We start from the raw sequence: 17,874 nt of genomic DNA, 5'->3' as shown, positions 1-17,874 counted from the left end.
ATTATCCCCTGAATAGACGAGAAAGATCGTTATAAAACGCAAACACCATCAATGAAATGATCAGTGCCAGCCCTACTATCTGCGTCATCTCCAGAAAACGTGATGATAGCGGCTTCCCCCTCAATTTCTCCAACCCCAAGTACACCAGAAGACCACCATCCAGAATAGGGATTGGCAACAAATTTAATACCCCGAGATTCACTGAAATCAAAGCCAGAAAGCTCAAGAAGTAGACCAATCCCAGATCAGCAGTTTTTCCTGCCAGTTGGGCGATAGCTATCGGTCCGCCGAGGTTATCCGGTGATATCGCTGATGTCACCATCTTGGCAAACACGCCAAGGGTTAATGCCGTCATCTCCCAAGTCCTGACAAAACCATACTGCACCCCTTTAAAGACACCCATACGATAGAGTTCAGTCCCATGTAGCGACTCTGATGCCAGGCGGACGCCCAAGCGCCCCTTCTGTTCCGAATCAGCAGTTGGAATCACGGTGAGGCTCATCACCGTTCTATCTCGTTTCACAACCAGACTTACATCTTCATCGGCATGCGCCTGTACCTGGGTTATAAACTGGTTCACATTACCTATCGTGATACCGTTAATTTGCTGAATAATGTCGCCTTTCTGCAATCCGGCCCGCTCTGCTGCAGACGAATTCATCACCTCGTCGATTGAAATAATCAGCCCCGGGTTAAAGCCTAGCACCTCATCGGCAACATCAATCAGTAGTGCATCTTTCTTCTGGATGGGCATATTTACATTAAGGGGTAAAGCCCTCTCATTCCGGATTACATTCAGTGTAACCGAATCGCCGACATGGCCCTTGAGCAACTCCTCCATCTGCTGCCACGAATGAACTTCGCGACTCCCTATCTTCACAACCCGATCACCCGACTGTAAGCCGGCCTGCTCGGCAATTGAGGCCGGTGTTACATAACCAACCACAGGTGGAAGCACTGATTGGCCAAGCCAGGCCACCAGCATGTAGGCAAAAATTGCAAACACGAAGTTATAGGCAGGCCCTGCTGCCGCGACAGCTGCACGTTTCCAGATAGGCTGCCGGTTAAATGCCCTTGCACTATCGGCCTCCGACAAATCTCCCGGCTCATCCGGATTCTCACCCAGCATCTTCACATAACCGCCCAGTGGAATGGCAGCAACCACATAAAGCACCTCGCCATCACGACTGCGCCAGGAAATTAGTGCGGGACCAAAACCGATGGAAAACTTCTCCACCTTGATGCCAAGCCTGCGGGCAATGGAGAAATGGCCGTACTCGTGCACTGCAATCAGCAGCGCAATCGCCACAACAAAAGCCAGCGTTGTATGCAGAATTTCTGCCATCAGGAGATCACCTCATTTGCCACTCTTCTGGCATACTCATCATGTAACCATACATCACTCAATAGCCCCACGGGTATATTTTCCACCCGATCAAGAACCTTTTCGACAGTAGTAACAATATCGGTAAAACCGATGCGGCGCTCCCGAAAAGCGGCATTAGCCACCTCATTGGCAGCGTTAAGCGCAATAGAGAGTGAGTTCTCGCCTTGCATAACTTCGTTTACCAGTCGCATGGCAGGAAAGCGCTCACAATCGACGGCTTGAAAATGGAGGCTGCCGCTTTTCGCTAGGTCAAGCCAAGGGATGCCTGAGGAGAGTCTTGGTTCGGCCTGCATCGCATAGGCGATTGGCATCCGCATATCAGGCATCGCTAACTGTGCCAGCACTGAACCATCACGGTACTCCACCATCGCATGAATGATACTCTCCGGGTGAATAATCGCGGAGAGCTTTTCCGGCGGCAGATTGAACAACCATCTCGCCTCAATCAGTTCCAGTGCCTTATTCATCATCGTCGCAGAATCGACACTTATCTTCGCGCCCATATCCCAGTTCGGGTGCGCGATCGCCTCTTCCGGCGTCACGCTGTGCAATGTTGCAGGGTCACGGTCCCTGAATGGACCACCGGAAGCGGTAAGGATCACCTGAGAGATAGAACCGTGATCATGGCCCTGCATACACTGGTGCACTGCAGCATGCTCCGAATCAACCGGCACTACTTCTGCGCCTGAGACCCGAGCAGCGTCCATAAAGATTCTACCCGCGGTGACTAGACACTCTTTATTGGCAAGACCAACTCTTTTACCCGCTTGCACGGCCGCCAGTGTTGCAGGCAGGCCTGCTGACCCAACCATGGCTGCCATCACCATATCGGTTTCAGGTGCAGCAGCGAGTTCAGTTGCCGCATCCATTCCTGCTTCAAGTCGCACCCCGGCGTGAAGACGGCCTTTCAGCCGTTCTGCCGCAGCTGCATCGGTCATCACCACCCACTCAGGGCGCAACGATTCAGCCAGTTGCAGCATTTTCTCATCGTTTTGATGCCCTACCAGTGCAAAAGCGGAAAACTTATCCGGATGCTGAAGCATCACATCAGCCGTACTGCATCCTATGGAGCCAGTGGCACCAAGCACGGTCATCTTCACGCCATCACCCCCCAGAGCAACCATGCAACTGGCACAGCCATGATAATTGCATCAATACGATCAAGAATGCCTCCATGCCCCGGAAGCCATCGTCCACTATCCTTGACTCCAGCCAGCCGCTTAACAGCCGACTCAGAGAGATCGCCAAGCACGCCAGCAAGCACAGTAACAATGGCAAGCAGTCCAGCCAGAGCAAATGGCAATACGTCCCATGTCAGCCAGCATATCAGTGCAACGGGAACAGCAAAAACCAACCCGCCCACAAGCCCCTCAATCGATTTTCCAGGACTGATTGCAGGGCACAGTTTGCGCTTACCAATCGCGCGACCAACAAAATATGCCGCACTATCTGACACCCAGACAGCAAGGCAGGCGCCGATCACCAGCCCTTGTCCGATTGCAGAGTCATGCGTATTGGAAATGGCCAGAGCAAAGAGGTAGATCCATGAAAAAAGCCAGATAAAGGCAAAGAAGTGACCGAATGAAACCTCCCGGTTTCGAGATACCGTAACAAATGTTGCAAACCAGAATAGAGAGGCCAGAAGCAGCCATGCGATTTGAGGTGATTTCAGAAAAACGACCCATACAACCAGAGATGAGACCATATACACTGAGGAAGAGCGCAGCTTCATCATCAGGATCAGTTCACAGGTAGCACCCCAACCGATCAAAGCCAGTACTGTTTCAAACCATGGCGAAGGAAGATTGAAATACCAGCCCCACACCAGCACCACCAGCACAAGCGCCGTAACCACACGTTTACTCAACTCACTCATTGGGTCACCTGCTCGCTGGTCTTACCATAGCGCCGCTCACGAACAGCATAATCATCCAGCGCAGCCTGCAAATCCTGTTTACTGAAATCGGGCCAGAATACATCTGAGAAGTAGAGCTCAGCGTACGCTGCATCCCAGAGATGAAAGTTTGAAATCCGGCGCTCTCCGCCAGTGCGAATCAGAAGATCGACCGGAGCCAGATCATGGCGCCACAGCATCGAACGGAATATTTCAGGTGTTAATTCGGCCAATGCTTTTTCAGCATCAACCTGAGTAGCAAGCCATTTTATTGTCTCTTTAACACCGGCAACAACTTCCTGCTGACCGCCATAGTTAAGACAAAGAATCAGGTCTATCTCTGTGTTATTTTTTGTCTCAGAGCAGGCTTTCTCAACAGCTTTCCGAGCGCGTTTTGGAAAAGGTGTAATATCCCCCAGCACCAGAAAGCGAACACCATTCTCCATCATATCGGGAATACTTCTCGGAAGCATCATTGCCAAGAGGCTCATAAGGCCGCGTACTTCCAGCTTTGGACGACTCCAGTTTTCAGTTGAAAAGGCATAAAGGGAGATCTGGCGAACACCCAGCTCTTTTGCCCACTTCACAATATTGCGGGCAACCTCTGCACCCTTCTGGTGACCTTCAAGGCGCGGCTTTCCATGGGATTTAGCCCAGCGACCATTGCCGTCCATGACAACGCCGACATGGTATGGAATCCCAGGCTTAGTCACCGGCTTGAATGTAGACATCAGACAGTCAGAATTTCAGTTTCTTTGTGCTCGATAATCTCATCAACTTCTGCGATATATTTGTCGGTAATCTTCTGAACCCGGTCCTGCAGACGTTTACTTTCGTCTTCAGGCAGTCCCTCATCCTTGACCTGATGTTTAACATCATCATTGGCAGCACGACGAATGCTGCGAACGGAAACCTTCGCCTTCTCACCAACTGTCTTCACCTGTTTCACCAGATCCCTGCGACGGTCTTCAGTCAACTCAGGTAACATGATACGAACTACTTCACCATCACTTGATGGTGTAAGCCCCAGATCGGACTTCAGAATCGCCTTCTCAATGACTGCGATCTGGGATTTATCCCACGGTGAGATCATCAGCATCCGCGGCTCAGGCACAGAAAGGTTACCCACCTGACTCATCGGTACTTCAGAGCCATAATAGGAGACCCTTACATGATCGAGCAGAGAAGCATTAGCACGCCCTGTACGAATTGTTGCTAGCTCGGACTTAAGCGCAACAATCGATTTCTGCATTTTGCTTTCGAGATCTTTGAACATGCTCACCCCTCCTGAACCAGTGTGCCTACAGGCTCACCGGAGACAGCTTTCAGCATTTGACCTGACTTTGTCACATCAAACACTACAATCGGCATTTGATTGTCGCGACAAAGTGACATGGCAGTCGCATCCATTACGCCAAGGCGTTTGTTCAATGCTTCAGTAAATGTAAGTGTATCGTAACGTTTGGCATCAGGATCTTTAGCCGGATCGGATGTGTAAACCCCATCCACTTTAGTACCCTTGAGCACTGCATCAGCCTGAATCTCCATAGCACGAAGACTGGCCGCCGTATCAGTGGTGAAATATGGATTTCCCGTACCTGCAGCAAAGATAAGAACTCGCCCTTTCTCAAGATGACGAACAGCACGACGGCGAATATAAGGTTCGGCAATTTCACGGATATGCAGCGCAGAGATAACACGCACGGTAGCGCCGTTACGCTCAATAGCATCCTGCAGGGCAATGGAGTTCATCACTGTAGCCAGCATGCCCATGTAGTCAGCACTGGCACGATCCATACCGGATGCCGTACCGCTCATGCCACGAAAGATATTGCCGCCACCGATCACGATAGCAAGCTCAACGCCGGTCTTCTGAACGTCTATAATCTCTCTGGCCAACCTGTTGATGGTGTCAGGGTCGACGCCGAATGCCGTACTTCCCATCAATACTTCGCCGGAAAGCTTAAGCATCACCCGTTTATAGGGGTGATGCTTAATGCTTTCGCGACTTGTATCACTCATCAATCAATTATCCTTGAATCTGTGCAGCCACTTCTGCAGCGAAGTCTTCTTCTTTCTTCTCGATGCCTTCACCAAGTGCAAAGCGTGCCATGGATACAACCTTGGCATCACCTAGCGCCTTGCCAACCTTCTGGTCGGTATCCATAACGAAATCCTGCTCAAGCAGGCAGATGTCTGAATAGAACTTATTCAGCTGACCGGCAACGATCTTATCAACAATCGCTTCAGGCTTACCACTGGCAATAGCGCGTTCGCTCAGTACCGCACGCTCACGTTCAACAGTCTCTGCATCGACATCATCACGGGAGATAAACTGCGGATTGGCAGCTGCAACATGCATCGCAACACCGCGAGCAAGAGCGGCATCAACATCGCCCTCAATTCCCAGAAGCACACCAATCTTACCGATACCGTGAACATACGCAGCAGCAATGCCGTCGACTTCGACACGCTCAAAGCGGCGAATACTCATGTTTTCACCAATGGTTGCAATCAGCTGCGACAGCGCCTGCTCAACAGTGTGCTCACCATCATACTCAGCAGCTTTCAAAGCATCTAGGTCTGCCGGGTTATTATCGAGAATCAGCTTGGCAACAGCACTCACAAAACCAACAAACTGATCGTTTTTGCTTACAAAGTCAGTCTCAGCATTTACTTCCAGAACAACACCTACGTTGCCTTCAGAAATCGACACCACAATACCTTCGGCAGCAACACGACCAGCTTTTTTAGAGGCAGCGCCCAAACCTTTCTTGCGCAGAAAATCAACTGCAGCATCAATGTCACCATCGGTTTCGGTCAATGCTTTCTTGCAGTCCATCATACCTGCGCCGCTCAAATCACGCAGTTTTTTTACATCTGCAGCGGTAATAGCCATTCTATAATCTCCGTATCTTTTAGTTAATTATGCTTGTGCCGCAGCTGCGTCATCCGCAGTTGTTTCAGCAGCAACAGCCATCGCCTCAACAACATCATCACCATCTTCTGCGTTTTCCAGCTGCCATGACTCGGCACCTTCAAGAAGTGCATCGGCAATCTTGCTGCAGAACAGGCGCACAGCACGGATTGCATCATCGTTACCCGGAACAACATAGTCGATACCGGTCGGATTACAGTTGGTATCTACCACAGCAACAACAGGGATACCCAGCTTCTGTGCTTCTTTCACAGCCAGCTCTTCCTTACGAACATCAACCACAAACAGGCAGTCAGGCAGCTCAACCATATCCTTGATACCACCGAGTGAGCGCTCCAGCTTGTCCAGTGAACGCTGCAGTCCCAGGGCCTCTTTCTTGGTCAACAGCTCAAACACGCCCTCTTCCTTCTGACGCTGCAGATCTTTCATCTTGCGAACAGACTGCTGAACGGTTGCGAAGTTGGTCAGCGTACCACCCAGCCAGCGGTGATTCACAAAGAACTGACCAGCACGCAGTGACTCTTCTTTCACAGCATCACGAGCCTGACGCTTGGTACCGACAAACAGTACGCGGCCACCGGCTGCTGCCAGTGCGTTCATGAAGGAGTAGGCCTCGTTGGCCAGACGCAGAGTTTTCTGCAGATCAATAATGTGGATGCCATTACGCTGACCGAAAATATACGGTGCCATTTTTGGATTCCAACGGCGGGTCTGATGGCCAAAGTGAACGCCTGCTTCAAGCAGTTGCTTCATAGTAAACTGAGACATTTAAGTTCTCCAATTGTTATTTTCTTCCACCGTCCCTCACCCTTGCGGGCACAATAGTTGGGTCGGTGTGCGAATTTGCTCTTCCGAGCGGGCGCGGTTTCTAGCGAAAAGAGCATGAAATAGCAAGCACACTTTCAGCTTTTCCAGATGGTCATTGACTTCTGTTGCTTACGCTTAGCCCTAAGCCTCTTAAGCCAAGTCAATTCTCAAATAGCAGATCTACCTGCAGAATTGCAAACATTACCCTTTCAATAGCTTAAAAAGATTGAAATGGCGCCCTACCCCTGCAGCCTCTTGGCTTCAGGAACCACTCGTCGCCCAATTATATTTTGAAGGTATGTTTCCAGTTAATCCAGATACGCAGTTTTACCCGCAATAAAGGCCTTTTTCAGCGCCCGTATATTGATCTTTGCACCCGTTCGGCTGGCCTTTGTCAGGTTGGCCCGCTTCAGGCTCGCACCGCGCAGGTCTGCATCATTAAGGTTTGCATAGGAGAGGTCTGTCTCATAGAGCACAGCACCACGCAAATCTGCTCCTTCGAGATCACACCCCTGCATATTGGCGTAGGTGATCTTGGCGTTACGGAGATCCTCACCTGCCAGATTCATACCTGAAAGATCGACACCATCCAGCGTCCAGCCACTGCGGACACGGGCGATCAGTCGATCGCGATCAATACGGACCCCAACCTGCTTCACATTAATCATCTCAGCACCATCCAGATTTGCACCGGTGATGTCAGAGCCGCTCATGTCGGAACCACTAAAATTACAATGCCCGAGATCGGCGCCAGTGAAATTCACATTATGCAGCGTAGCCCCATTGAACTTGCAACCGTGCAGGTTAGCGCCGGAAAGATCGGCACCGGAGAGATCCTGATTAGAAAAATTGAGACCGGTTAAGCTGGCTTCCGCCTGGATTTTCCCCTCTTTGATCTGCACAACCACGTCTGCAACGCTCATAATCCCCTCCTGAGTTAACGGGCTGTTATGGTAAAACGCGTTCGCCAAAGCGCAAGTGATAATCTTTGCCGAACAGATAGCTGGCATCGCCAGCTTTGCTGAGAATCGTATAAAGCAGAGCTTAGAAGTTCAGGTCGATCGGCCCGACCGTCATCATCGTCGGTGCCCGGAACATGATCCGTGCGCCCTTGACGGGACCAATACCGCTCAGCTCCTTACTGATCGTCACAGGACTCTTCACATCCGCTCCTTGGCGATCAAATACAGCAACCCATTTGCCCTTCAGTGTCTGCACCTCAAGCTTGACCCAGCCGTCGCCGATCTTCTTGGAGCCGGTGCTCGCCTTGTGCAGAACAATGGACCTGACTGTAACCGGCCAGTCGAGATAGAGGCGAATCCAAGCCTCCTGGTAGGTCTCAGATTCCGTCACATTTTCCACCCACCCAAGCATGGTGCTGGGTTCGTTGATGCGCTCAAAGAAATTACTGCTTCCGCCGTTGAACTCGTGCTTGTCATCCTTCGTGGCCTTAGAGCCGTCGCTGCGCACAACTTTGTGTGTAACCGATGTTATGCCGGCATGCGCCAGATCGATTACAGTGGAATTCACGCCAAGCATCAGTAGCGCAGAGAGGGAAACAAACAATAATTTATGCATAGGAGACCTCCTGTAAGCCCTGTTTCGGAGAACTATTTTTTTCATTATAGCATCTTTCAGTTATTTAGGCCGAGCCATCTATCTGTCGGCTTATATGGGCACTTAAAATGACACAGTGGATATACATGGATGCAGAACACAGCTCTGAATGTCGAACGATTGCTCAAGAGGCAATAAATAAAGGATAGCAGAATCGAACCCTGCGTTTCTTCTCTTTTACCGTCTGGATAGTGGCAAGAGAGACTGTGCAGTCACCGTAACGTTTATTGATACGGTTGACCGTCAGCATCAACTCGGTCTGACGGCTATCCTCCTTTGATAACCCGAAGAGATCGGGCGTAGCCGAGGCTGCGCGGCTGATATGGGTCGCCACGATGCCACAGCCTCGGTAGCTCTCGTCTACCCTGAACAGCGTTATAAACCCCTCTTTCACTGCTGCCGCAATCCGCCTCAAACTGCTGCTCGGAAGATCAAGGCGGATATCGGCACCACGCTTTTCAAACGTAGAAAGGGTCAGGAAAACATGGATGCGGCGGGTAAACAGCTGTTTCGCCACCAGTTCCGATACCAGCCGCATAGTGTGATAACTCAGATGTGCGGTCACAAGCTGACGAGACTTCGTCACCTCTCCCATCGATGCAGTACGGGCAATGCTTTTCGGTAGTGGCGGATTGACCTCCAACCCCATCACAGCGATTCCTGATAACTCCTGCTTGAGAATCAAGCCATGTCTGCCCAAAAGCCGCTGCATCAAACTCTCTTCAATATGGATAAACTGCAGCGCAGTGTGAATGTTAAATTTATGCAGCAGAGCGGCACGGTTCCTGCCGATACCCGGAATATCAGAGACTGCAATATCAGCCAGAAATCGTTCGATCCGTTTGCCCGGAATCACCGTACTTCCATTGGGCTTATTCGATTCCGAAGCCATCTTGGCCAGTATACGCGTCACACTGATACCAACCGAAACGGTAATGCCTACTTCACGCTCAACGCTCTGGCGGATCTCATCAGCAAGCTGGCGAAACGGCTTGCGCCACAGGGTTCGGATACCATTCATATCGATGAACCCCTCATCAATCGAGTAGACCTCGATATCGGGACTGTAGCGCCTGAGAATGGAGAACAGCTTATGCGAGAGCTGCCCATAATAACGGAAATCAGCAGCGAGGAACTCCGCCTGCGGAGCAAGTTTTTTTGCCTCCCACACCGGCATACCTGTGGTGATTCCAAGTGCCTTGGCATCGTAGGATTTCGCCACGACAATGGCATTCTGACTGGAGAGCACGCAGATCGGCCTTCCCTTCAAGTCAGGCCTGCGCGCCGCCTCACAGGAAGCGTAAAAGGCATCGCAGTCGATATGTGCAATAGCGTTGGGCCAGTTGGTCACCATTTTCATTTACGATTAAACCTTATGGAAAGAAACTGTTCAGATTGCCGCTGATTTATTCGAGAACAAGTCAGTTGCGAACTGAACAGTTAGTTAGAATTTACGAAACTGACCGACGACCTCACCATAGATATCGAGCGACATTTCAGGATAGATATTCGGAAAGTCGGCATTGGCAGGTTCGAGGTACATCCCCTCCTTGCCCGAACGCAGGTATTTGATCGTAAAATCACCATCGACAATGGCCACAACAATTTTGCCAAGATTCGGGTTGGTGTTGCGCTCGACAATCAGGAAATCGCCATCATGAATACCGGCATTGATCATCGATTCACCACTGACTTCAACCAGCACGGTCTGCGATGGATGTTCGACCAGATAGTCATCAATGGTGATCGCATCACCTAAAATCTCTGTTGCCGGACTGGCAAAACCGGCAGGTGCGCATCCGACATGCGGGCGGGCGAAAAACATATTGGCAGGAGAGAGGCGACCACCGGGAGCCTTATTGATGTAACCGGCAAAGATCATACGGTCGATAAACTTCACTGCCCCCTGCTTGCTCACACCCACCATTGCGGCGATCTCCGCATAAGAGGGAATCAGCCTGTGCAGCGCATAATAATCCTGTAGTCGTCCGAGATAGAAAGGGTCTTTATTCACCATGCACGCAGTATGGTGTACGCTCGTACACCCTGCAACTATTTTTATTTCATGCCACACATAGCCACTAGTCTCACCATCAAAACCAGTGCTATAGTTACCCCATGTTTTTCTCAAAACTCAAACAACCATCCCCTGAACAAATTCAACAACTAACCCAGCTGTTTGCCCACGGAGAGCTGAATGAGTTGATCAAAAAAGGTAGCGAACTGGCCAGACAGTTTCCGAAAACCGCACAGATTCACAACATCCTTTCTGTTGCCTACAACACTATCGGCGATTATCACGCTGCGGTGGACTGCGCTGAACGTGCTATCCAAATCCAACCCGACTATGCTAAAGCATTCCTCAATCAGGGTAATGCGCTAGCCAATCTTGGCGAAGATGAAGCGGCCCTGAATAGCTACCGTCAGGCGGTGCTGATCTCCCCTGATTTTGCTGAAGGCTACAACAATCTGGGCGCATTCCTGCTCAAGCTTCAGCGACATGAGGAGGCGGCAGACAGCTTCACCATAGCCCTTGAAATAAAATCCGACTATATCAAAGCCTACAACAACCTCGGCTGCGCACTGATCGAACTGGGCCGCTATGAGGAGGCCATTGCAAATCTCAATTCCGCCATCACCTTGAACCCCGACTATGCTGAGGCCCATAATAATCTGGGCGGTGCACTGCTGGATACCGGTCGAAAACAGGATGCCATCGCCAGCTTCAGCCGCACGATCGAACTCAGCCCCCACAGCACCGAGGCGCATCGTCAACTTGCAGAGTTGGTATCGTTTGCATCGGGCGATGCTTTTTTATATGCCGAGATGAACAAATTGTACGAATGCGAGGAACTAACAGATTCGCAACGCATGCACCTCTGTTTTGGTCTGGCTAAAGCTGAGGAAGACCTGAGCAATATCGATCAATCCTTCGACTATCTAAAGGAGGGAAACCAGCTACGCAAAGTACTCTCCGGCTACTCACTCGACGAAGACCGCGATCTGTTCAGACAGATCAAATCAGCCTTCTCGATGAGCAGGCCGCAACAGCTGAGCCCCGAAACGGATAACGCATCCACACCGCTATTTATTCTCGGCATGCCACGCTCAGGTACCACACTGGTAGAGCAGATCCTCTCCAGTCATTCCAAAGTCTATGGCGCCGGCGAGGTCGCCACCCTGGACCACGGCATCAATAGCATTAACTGGAACGAATACGGAGTCGACTCAGGTCAGTTACAGAACCTGCGCGACCACTACCTCTCCTGGATGGAAAGCCTGAATGTCAGTGAGCGCTATATTATCGACAAGACCACCATCAATTTCAGGTGGATCGGCTTTATCCTGCAAGCCATGCCGGAAGCTCGCATCGTCCATATCAAGCGTGATGCGATAGCCACCTGCTGGTCCGCTTACAAGCACTTCTTTGGTGGCGACGCTCTCAGCTTCTCCTGTGATCTCAATGACGTAAGTGAGTATTACAAGCTCTATGTGGGTCTAATGGATTTCTGGGAACAGCGTTTCCCTGGTCGCATCCATCACATCAATTACGAGACTCTGACCGAGGCTCAGGAAGATGAGACACGTAAACTGCTCGACTACTGCGGTCTGGATTGGGAAGAGCAGTGCATGGACTTCCACCTTTCCGGTCGCGCCGTTGCAACAGCCTCTAATGAACAGGTCAGAAAAAAGATGTATCAGGGCAGTTCTAATGTATGGCAAAAATTCGAAAAACAGCTGGAACCAATGATCAGTAAACTGGAAGGTTATTGACTAGGTTCAAGTTGTGCCCCCAGATTAGGTTAGGTTGCCGAACCAATGGAGTCAGACTCAGTTGGTGTGGAATTAAAGCGACAGCCACCCCATACCAACGCTAATGCCAACAAAGGCCAGTACTGAAGCGCCGATTCTGGCCAACTGCTGCTGCCTGCCTCTAAGTTGCGAGCGTATTTCACCACCTGCTTTTCCCAGACCATAACCGAAGACAAGCTGGGGGATGACAATGGCACCGGCACCAAAGGAGAGACCTAGCAGCAGTCCATAAGCTCCCGAGCCCGTCGTGGCAGCTGCAGCCATCACACCAGCCAACGGTGCACATGGACGAAGTCCCATCGCAAAACCCATTCCGAACAGTCCTGCCCTGAGCCTCTTTGTCTGCCCTGAAGAGGAGCAGCCTGCCACCTTTCCCTTTCGCCACAGCAAAACAGCAGAGAAGAGCAACATGGCAGCAAAGATCAGATTAGCGTGACTCATATCGAGCAGCCCCACTAGTGAAGCACCAACCAATCCTGAAACAGCAGCAAGCAGTGCATAGGCCGCCATACGGCCGAGATTAAAACGCAGTGTCTGCAATGAGGTCTCTTTGGCACCGATATCCTGAGCCAGCAGCATCACACCGAGTGTCGGGATACAGGTAAACATACATGCACCGGCCCCAAATGAGAGGCCGATGATGAATGTTGTCAGCATAGCGGAGAGTAGAAACTCCACTACGACTCCTTTTTGACACGGCGGGATGGTTTCTGTTTACCCTCCCACTTCTTCTGTGCTTTGTTGCGCTCTTTGAAATATTGCGGATCAGAAACCTTAATTGGAATGACCGCATACTTCAGTGCCATCACACCCTTATCCGGGCAGAACTCCACACAACGTCCACAGAGGGTGCAGTCTGAGAAGAGGATATCCTTCTCTTTGGATGTATGAATCTCACGAATATCCATTGGGCAGGCTTTGGCGCAAAGACCGCACTTATCACAGCGACTTGTATAGTTCTTCACAAGCTTAACCAGACCAACCTTCTTAAACAGTGCATGCATCGCCAGCAATGGGCAGATACGACAGAAGGGCTGACGCATAGTCAGTGATAGCACCAGAATCAAACCAAACAACAGATCGGCAATAATGGAAAGAATCATATAACCCGTTGATGAGGTGTCGATATAGAGCTGATTGAGCTGGCCTGCAAAAAGTGATGTTAATATCCGGCTCGGACAGATTTGGCAGAATGGATCACCCAGTTCATGACCAACAAAACCCATGCCTGAAGCAAGTGGAAGGAGAATGACGAGTAAACCCAGCATCAGCCATTTGGCAGGCCTTATGCGATCTACCAATTTTGGATCCATTGATTCGGTGCGATTCAACCGCAGTTTCTGACCGATCATACCCAAGACTTCCTGGAAGAAGCCCAGTGGACAGAGCCAACCACAGAAAGCCTTATTCAACAATATAAAAAGAAGAAGAAAGGTTCCCAGTGTTGTCAGAATAGGTAGAAGCAAGCTGAGTGTGAACTTTCCAGCGGCAATCGCCGGGCCCAAGCCATGACCTATCTGGTGCTGTAGTGGAATCAGGACACAGTAGTCAGCTGTTTTAGCATCATAAGCACAGGAGAGAACCGGAAATGCACCTGATAACTTGTCGGCAGAGTAGAAGCCTACAAAAACCGAACCATATACAAGAAACAGAAAGGCTAGGAGCTGTACAAATTTGCGGATGACCGATAAATTTTTCCAGAAAGGCATTACTTTTTCTCCCTGCGACGACGCTTTCTCAAGGTAACAAAACCACCGATCAACATACCGCCACCAATCACAGCCAGTCCAAGCTCAGTGGACTGCCAGTGCTCAGGGTTAATGTGATAGCTATATGAAAAGGTGGTAATGTATTTCTGGCTACCAACGCTATGCTCAGCTGTTAATACAAATTCAGATGCTGGATTAGCCATGCGGCCGGGCTTCTCATACACAAAGTCCTCAGGCAGAGGGATAACCACCAGACCTTCGGCATCTGTTGTGAATTCAGCGCTACTGCCATTACCGGTTAACATGCTCAGTTTAGCGCCAGCAAGCGGCTGCCCCTGAAAACGAACGATGAACTGTGCATTAGTGTTGGAATAATAACGCCAATGCTCTCGTGCCAATGGTGCAGGCTCTATCTCCAATGCCGACTTCTCGTGCCCTATCAATAGTGATGGTGATACACCTGATGGTTTACCATGCATGTAGATATAACGAACAGCTGACTCATGCAGATCATCCACACTACGCTTAGCTACCAGTGCATGATAATTGCCTGTGCCCATCGCTTTCACACTGACCCTGCCATACTCCAGCGTTAATGGTTTAACCGCCTTGCTCGGGCTCATCAGTTGAGCCTCTGCACCCTCGCCAGCATGTAACAAGAAGGGCTTTCCTGCATGGCGATCATGTCCACTGTGCCCATGTTTCATAGGAGCCGGTGACCAGTACATAGCTGCCTGAGCGTTAAAACTGAAGAGGACCACGACAAGCGTGGCCCCCATCAATGCTTTGATCTTCACTTGTTAGCACCCATTGTTTTTTTGCCTGCATAGAGCTTGGACTTCTGCTCATCGTTCAGCAGGCGTGAAGCTTTGACCGAGGCCATCAGGTTGGCTTCGTATTTGGCGGCACGCAGCTCACCCATGCGTTTGGCATAAGCTTTGATATCGCTATCATTCAAACTGCCGCCATGCAGTTTACCGCGAAATTCAGCCACTTCGATCTGAGCCTCAGCATGCGCCTTGGCAGCACCTGTCTCTGCTGCAACCAGCAGCTCCCCCACCTGCTTGCGCTGCTTATCCGTCAAACCAATGGCATCGGCTTTCTTGAGAATCTTGCGAATATAGGCAGGGCTGTTGCCCGGGATTTTATGGTGGGCTGACTTCTTATAACCCGATCCTTTGGCATAACCTTTCGCACAGTTTTCTGCTTTTGCGCCCTTAAAGTCACAGCTTTCGGATGCACACTGCTTGCCACCGCAAGCCAGTGCCTGAGCTGAAAAAAGCATCACAGCAGCTGCTGCAACCATCAGATGTTTCAGTTGTTTTTTCATCTATATCTCCCTCGATTTTGAATGATTAAAAGGTTGCCGTAACACCGGCAGTCCAGCGACGGCCCGGATTAACCACGATGGAGAGATCCTCAGCGTTGTAGGCGAAGTCGCCATTACTATCGTAATAGCCTCTCGCGGTGTTGTAGTAGGTGCGGTCAAATGCATTATCAACTCGACCAAACAGTGACCACTTCACCTGGTTTTTGCTGCCGGTTGCAAAATCATAGTTGGCGATCAGGTCGAATATCGCATGGCCTCCGATCTTCTCCTGGTTGATCTCGTCAGCATAGTAGCTGGCCTGCGCATTCATCTCAGTGGCAAGGGTAAAGCCTTTGAACGGCTTAATGCGTGCCGCCACAAAGACTTTGTGCTTCGGTGCACGTGGCACCACGTTGCCACTGTTGTTATAAGCAACTCTGGTATTGGCTCCCGGAGCCGGACTAAAGCGGTTACCCAGCAGCAGGTTGTAGTTGTCGTAGCGGGTGAATTTCGCATCGAGGAAGGTGTAGGCCACATCCATTGAAAAGAGCTGCTCCTGATCACTCTTCAGAGCCACTTCAATACCACGATTGCGCATGCCTCCGATGTTCTGGTACTGATCTATCACACCAGCGTTTGGCGTAGCATACTGGCCAGCCACATTGAGGATAAAGTCCTTCCGGTCAATCTGGAAAAAGGCAATATCCCACTCAACGTCACCTGCTCCAATATCTGCACGTCCGCGCAGGCCAATTTCGTAGTTGGTGGCCTGTTCAGGCGTGAGATTCGGGTTGGCAGCCACGTTACCGGTCAATGATATCGTACCCGCAAAGAGCTGCTGGATCGTCGGCGCACGAAATCCTGTCGATACGTTGGAGTAGAGTGAAACTGAATCACTAAAATCGTAATTCAGACCACCACGCCATGATCCGACATTAAATTTCTTTGACAGGTTCGGTGCTGCAGCACCAGGCAGGTAATCCTCGTAGCTCAGCTTAATCTGGTCATAGCGTCCGTTCATTGTAACTGTGAGTGGATCTGCAAGGCGAAATTTCAGCTCGCCATAGCCGGCAGCCATGCGCTCCCTAGTCTTGTCATGGGTGATCACCGTACCAGCTGTCATAACTGGACTAAATGGACTCGGACTAGTGCGGTGGTCCTGCAGGATTGTCACCCTGTTATTGTAGCTGTTGTCGCGCAGATCGACACCTCCCATCAACCCGAAACTTTCACTACTGCCGCGCCACTCGCTCTTGATACCACGCTGGATCTGCTTGTAGTCGTTATCGTTGGCATAGGCATTGACGTCTATCACCGGCTGAAAGGCAAGGTCGTAGCGAACTGGGCTGCTCCAGTATTTGGTGTGGTCACCGAACTGGTAGGCATTGAACATTAGGTTGCTTGTTTCGGAGATATCGTTGGCATAGGTGAGATAAAATTTACCCAAATCAACATTGTAGTTACGGGCAAAATCGCGGCCGTCAACGCTGGTCGGATCAACGGCTGCCTGAGTTACACCGGTAACCGTGCCGTGGCTGTCCTTGAAGCGCTTGGCCACCTCCCAGCCAAAGGTGAGATCACTCGTATCGGAGAGGTACCCCTGCAGTTTACCGTTGAGATAATCCGCCTTGTATTTCCCCTGGAAATAGTAGCTGTCTGCATCGCGACGACTGACCTGCACATGACCTGACACCTTATCGGCAGCAAAACCTGCCCGTGCCATACCGCGCTTATATCCAAAGCTACCAGCCTCGGCAGAGACACTTCCACCGGCCATTTTCGCGCCACGCTTGGTCGTGATAATCACGGCACCTGCCAGCGCATCGTCACCGAAGAGATAGGAGGCTCCACCCTTGATCACCTTGATCGACGCGATGTCATCCATATTGATATTAACACGTCCCGTGCGTTCAAACACAGGCACACCGTCAATTACCACAGCTACGCCAGGCTTCTCGCCCATGAAACGCTGATTCTCCACACCACGGATATGAATCTTGAGCGAATCCTGGCTCTGCAGTTCCGCGGTAACACCCGGAATCGCATCAAGGATCTGCTTGATGTTCTCTGCATGCGCCTTCTCCACCTTATCACCGGATATCACCGATATATTGGATGGCTCACCACGCTTAGACTCAAAACGATCATCAATGGTAGTGGAATCCACGCTCATTAATCCCATGTCTGCTGCTCCGGCTATGCATGGCATCAACAACATAGTCAGTAACGACGCTGCTCCCGCCACCTGACTTCTTGTTTTCAGGTTCATCACTTCTCCCTTGCTTATGTAAAATAAAAATCAGCGAAGAAGTCTTCATGACTCCCCCCCTTTCCAAAAATCCGAGCGAAGGTTATGTGGCAGGAAAAATGTAGGAATTAGGCAAATTGTCGCGCGGCAGA

Annotated in this window: 18 protein-coding genes; 1 reads left to right on the top strand and 17 read right to left on the bottom strand. The window is 50.6% G+C overall.

Annotation, left to right across the window (positions count from 1 at the left end):
- Position 1: 1 nt before the first annotated feature.
- The 12 genes from rseP to Ga0123461_RS04150 all read right to left on the bottom strand — a co-directional run bounded on the left by rseP (position 2) and on the right by Ga0123461_RS04150 (position 10,660).
- Positions 2–1,345, bottom strand: coding sequence for an RIP metalloprotease RseP (rseP, locus tag Ga0123461_RS04205; RefSeq protein ID WP_100277181.1), 1,344 nt, complete (start codon positions 1,343–1,345; stop codon positions 2–4).
- Entirely contained in the window at positions 1,345–2,481 is a 1,137-nt protein-coding gene (dxr, locus tag Ga0123461_RS04200) for a 1-deoxy-D-xylulose-5-phosphate reductoisomerase (RefSeq protein WP_100277180.1), read from the bottom strand. Before dxr ends, rseP begins: the two co-directional genes overlap by 1 nt.
- A 2-nt stretch (positions 2,482–2,483) precedes the next feature.
- Positions 2,484–3,263: a phosphatidate cytidylyltransferase gene (locus Ga0123461_RS04195; RefSeq protein ID WP_100277179.1), complete on the bottom strand. Its 780-nt coding sequence runs from the start codon at positions 3,261–3,263 to the stop codon at positions 2,484–2,486.
- Positions 3,260–4,012: a polyprenyl diphosphate synthase gene (uppS, locus tag Ga0123461_RS04190; RefSeq protein WP_100277178.1), complete on the bottom strand. Its 753-nt coding sequence runs from the start codon at positions 4,010–4,012 to the stop codon at positions 3,260–3,262. The genes Ga0123461_RS04195 and uppS overlap by 4 nt, the downstream gene beginning before the upstream one ends.
- The gene (frr, locus tag Ga0123461_RS04185) at positions 4,012–4,557 is read right to left on the bottom strand and encodes a ribosome recycling factor (RefSeq protein WP_100277177.1); all 546 of its coding nucleotides are present in this window, start codon (positions 4,555–4,557) and stop codon (positions 4,012–4,014) included. Before frr ends, uppS begins: the two co-directional genes overlap by 1 nt.
- A 2-nt stretch (positions 4,558–4,559) precedes the next feature.
- On the bottom strand, positions 4,560–5,303 hold the full coding sequence (gene pyrH / locus Ga0123461_RS04180; RefSeq protein ID WP_100277176.1) for a UMP kinase: 744 nt from the start codon (positions 5,301–5,303) through the stop codon (positions 4,560–4,562).
- Positions 5,304–5,310: 7 nt separating this feature from the next.
- Positions 5,311–6,180, bottom strand: a complete 870-nt coding sequence (gene tsf, locus Ga0123461_RS04175; RefSeq protein ID WP_100277175.1) for a translation elongation factor Ts — start codon at positions 6,178–6,180, stop codon at positions 5,311–5,313.
- Positions 6,181–6,207: 27 nt separating this feature from the next.
- The gene (gene rpsB, locus Ga0123461_RS04170) at positions 6,208–6,987 is read right to left on the bottom strand and encodes a 30S ribosomal protein S2 (RefSeq protein ID WP_100277174.1); all 780 of its coding nucleotides are present in this window, start codon (positions 6,985–6,987) and stop codon (positions 6,208–6,210) included.
- Positions 6,988–7,334: 347 nt separating this feature from the next.
- Entirely contained in the window at positions 7,335–7,949 is a 615-nt protein-coding gene (locus Ga0123461_RS04165) for a pentapeptide repeat-containing protein (RefSeq protein WP_198507119.1), read from the bottom strand.
- A 121-nt stretch (positions 7,950–8,070) separates the two neighbouring features.
- Entirely contained in the window at positions 8,071–8,604 is a 534-nt protein-coding gene (locus Ga0123461_RS04160; RefSeq protein WP_100277172.1) for a hypothetical protein, read from the bottom strand.
- 163 nt (positions 8,605–8,767) lie between these two features.
- The gene (locus Ga0123461_RS04155) at positions 8,768–10,003 is read right to left on the bottom strand and encodes a DNA polymerase Y family protein (RefSeq protein ID WP_232710356.1); all 1,236 of its coding nucleotides are present in this window, start codon (positions 10,001–10,003) and stop codon (positions 8,768–8,770) included.
- A gap of 84 nt (positions 10,004–10,087) precedes the next feature.
- Positions 10,088–10,660 (bottom strand): LexA family protein, encoded by a 573-nt coding sequence (locus tag Ga0123461_RS04150; RefSeq protein ID WP_100277171.1) that lies wholly within the window; start codon positions 10,658–10,660, stop codon positions 10,088–10,090.
- Between the two features lie 101 nt (positions 10,661–10,761).
- Here Ga0123461_RS04150 and Ga0123461_RS04145 point away from each other — a divergent pair, with 101 nt between their 5' ends.
- The gene (locus tag Ga0123461_RS04145) at positions 10,762–12,417 is read left to right on the top strand and encodes a tetratricopeptide repeat-containing sulfotransferase family protein (protein ID WP_100277170.1); all 1,656 of its coding nucleotides are present in this window, start codon (positions 10,762–10,764) and stop codon (positions 12,415–12,417) included.
- A 72-nt stretch (positions 12,418–12,489) separates the two neighbouring features.
- On the opposite strand, the gene Ga0123461_RS04140 is transcribed toward Ga0123461_RS04145, so the two are convergent.
- From Ga0123461_RS04140 to Ga0123461_RS04120, 5 genes are read right to left on the bottom strand one after another with little or no spacing between them, the layout of a single operon-like run.
- Complete coding sequence (locus Ga0123461_RS04140; protein WP_100277169.1) at positions 12,490–13,134, bottom strand: urease accessory protein UreH domain-containing protein; 645 nt, start codon at positions 13,132–13,134, stop codon at positions 12,490–12,492.
- The gene (locus tag Ga0123461_RS04135) at positions 13,134–14,165 is read right to left on the bottom strand and encodes a 4Fe-4S binding protein (RefSeq protein ID WP_100277168.1); all 1,032 of its coding nucleotides are present in this window, start codon (positions 14,163–14,165) and stop codon (positions 13,134–13,136) included. The genes Ga0123461_RS04140 and Ga0123461_RS04135 overlap by 1 nt, the downstream gene beginning before the upstream one ends.
- Positions 14,165–14,962: a hypothetical protein gene (locus Ga0123461_RS04130; RefSeq protein WP_100277167.1), complete on the bottom strand. Its 798-nt coding sequence runs from the start codon at positions 14,960–14,962 to the stop codon at positions 14,165–14,167. The genes Ga0123461_RS04135 and Ga0123461_RS04130 overlap by 1 nt, the downstream gene beginning before the upstream one ends.
- Entirely contained in the window at positions 14,959–15,495 is a 537-nt protein-coding gene (locus Ga0123461_RS04125; protein WP_100277166.1) for a Spy/CpxP family protein refolding chaperone, read from the bottom strand. The genes Ga0123461_RS04130 and Ga0123461_RS04125 overlap by 4 nt, the downstream gene beginning before the upstream one ends.
- A gap of 25 nt (positions 15,496–15,520) precedes the next feature.
- Positions 15,521–17,743: a TonB-dependent receptor gene (locus tag Ga0123461_RS04120; protein ID WP_100277165.1), complete on the bottom strand. Its 2,223-nt coding sequence runs from the start codon at positions 17,741–17,743 to the stop codon at positions 15,521–15,523.
- Between the last annotated feature and the right edge of the window lie 131 nt (positions 17,744–17,874).

Source organism: Mariprofundus aestuarium (genome assembly GCF_002795805.1).
GTDB classification, from domain to species: Bacteria; Pseudomonadota; Zetaproteobacteria; order Mariprofundales; family Mariprofundaceae; genus Mariprofundus; species Mariprofundus aestuarium.
Note: the sequence above shows the minus strand (reverse complement) of the source record. Positions and strands in the feature narration are given on the sequence as shown.

Bases quoted from the DNA above. Each gene is read 5' to 3' on its own strand.
- Ga0123461_RS04150 (WP_100277171.1), bottom strand. From the start codon at position 10,660: ATGGTGAATAAAGACCCTTTCTATCTCGGACGACTACAGGATTATTAT.
- Ga0123461_RS04165 (WP_198507119.1), bottom strand. From the start codon at position 7,949: ATGAGCGTTGCAGACGTGGTTGTGCAGATCAAAGAGGGGAAAATCCAG.
- Ga0123461_RS04145 (WP_100277170.1), top strand. From the start codon at position 10,762: ATGTTTTTCTCAAAACTCAAACAACCATCCCCTGAACAAATTCAACAA.
- rseP (WP_100277181.1), bottom strand. From the start codon at position 1,345: ATGGCAGAAATTCTGCATACAACGCTGGCTTTTGTTGTGGCGATTGCG.
- Ga0123461_RS04160 (WP_100277172.1), bottom strand. From the start codon at position 8,604: ATGCATAAATTATTGTTTGTTTCCCTCTCTGCGCTACTGATGCTTGGC.
- Ga0123461_RS04120 (WP_100277165.1), bottom strand. From the start codon at position 17,743: ATGAACCTGAAAACAAGAAGTCAGGTGGCGGGAGCAGCGTCGTTACTG.
- tsf (WP_100277175.1), bottom strand. From the start codon at position 6,180: ATGGCTATTACCGCTGCAGATGTAAAAAAACTGCGTGATTTGAGCGGC.
- Ga0123461_RS04135 (WP_100277168.1), bottom strand. From the start codon at position 14,165: ATGCCTTTCTGGAAAAATTTATCGGTCATCCGCAAATTTGTACAGCTC.
- uppS (WP_100277178.1), bottom strand. From the start codon at position 4,012: ATGTCTACATTCAAGCCGGTGACTAAGCCTGGGATTCCATACCATGTC.
- dxr (WP_100277180.1), bottom strand. From the start codon at position 2,481: ATGACCGTGCTTGGTGCCACTGGCTCCATAGGATGCAGTACGGCTGAT.
- Ga0123461_RS04125 (WP_100277166.1), bottom strand. From the start codon at position 15,495: ATGAAAAAACAACTGAAACATCTGATGGTTGCAGCAGCTGCTGTGATG.
- Ga0123461_RS04195 (WP_100277179.1), bottom strand. From the start codon at position 3,263: ATGAGTGAGTTGAGTAAACGTGTGGTTACGGCGCTTGTGCTGGTGGTG.
- rpsB (WP_100277174.1), bottom strand. From the start codon at position 6,987: ATGTCTCAGTTTACTATGAAGCAACTGCTTGAAGCAGGCGTTCACTTT.
- pyrH (WP_100277176.1), bottom strand. From the start codon at position 5,303: ATGAGTGATACAAGTCGCGAAAGCATTAAGCATCACCCCTATAAACGG.
- frr (WP_100277177.1), bottom strand. From the start codon at position 4,557: ATGTTCAAAGATCTCGAAAGCAAAATGCAGAAATCGATTGTTGCGCTT.
- Ga0123461_RS04155 (WP_232710356.1), bottom strand. From the start codon at position 10,003: ATGAAAATGGTGACCAACTGGCCCAACGCTATTGCACATATCGACTGC.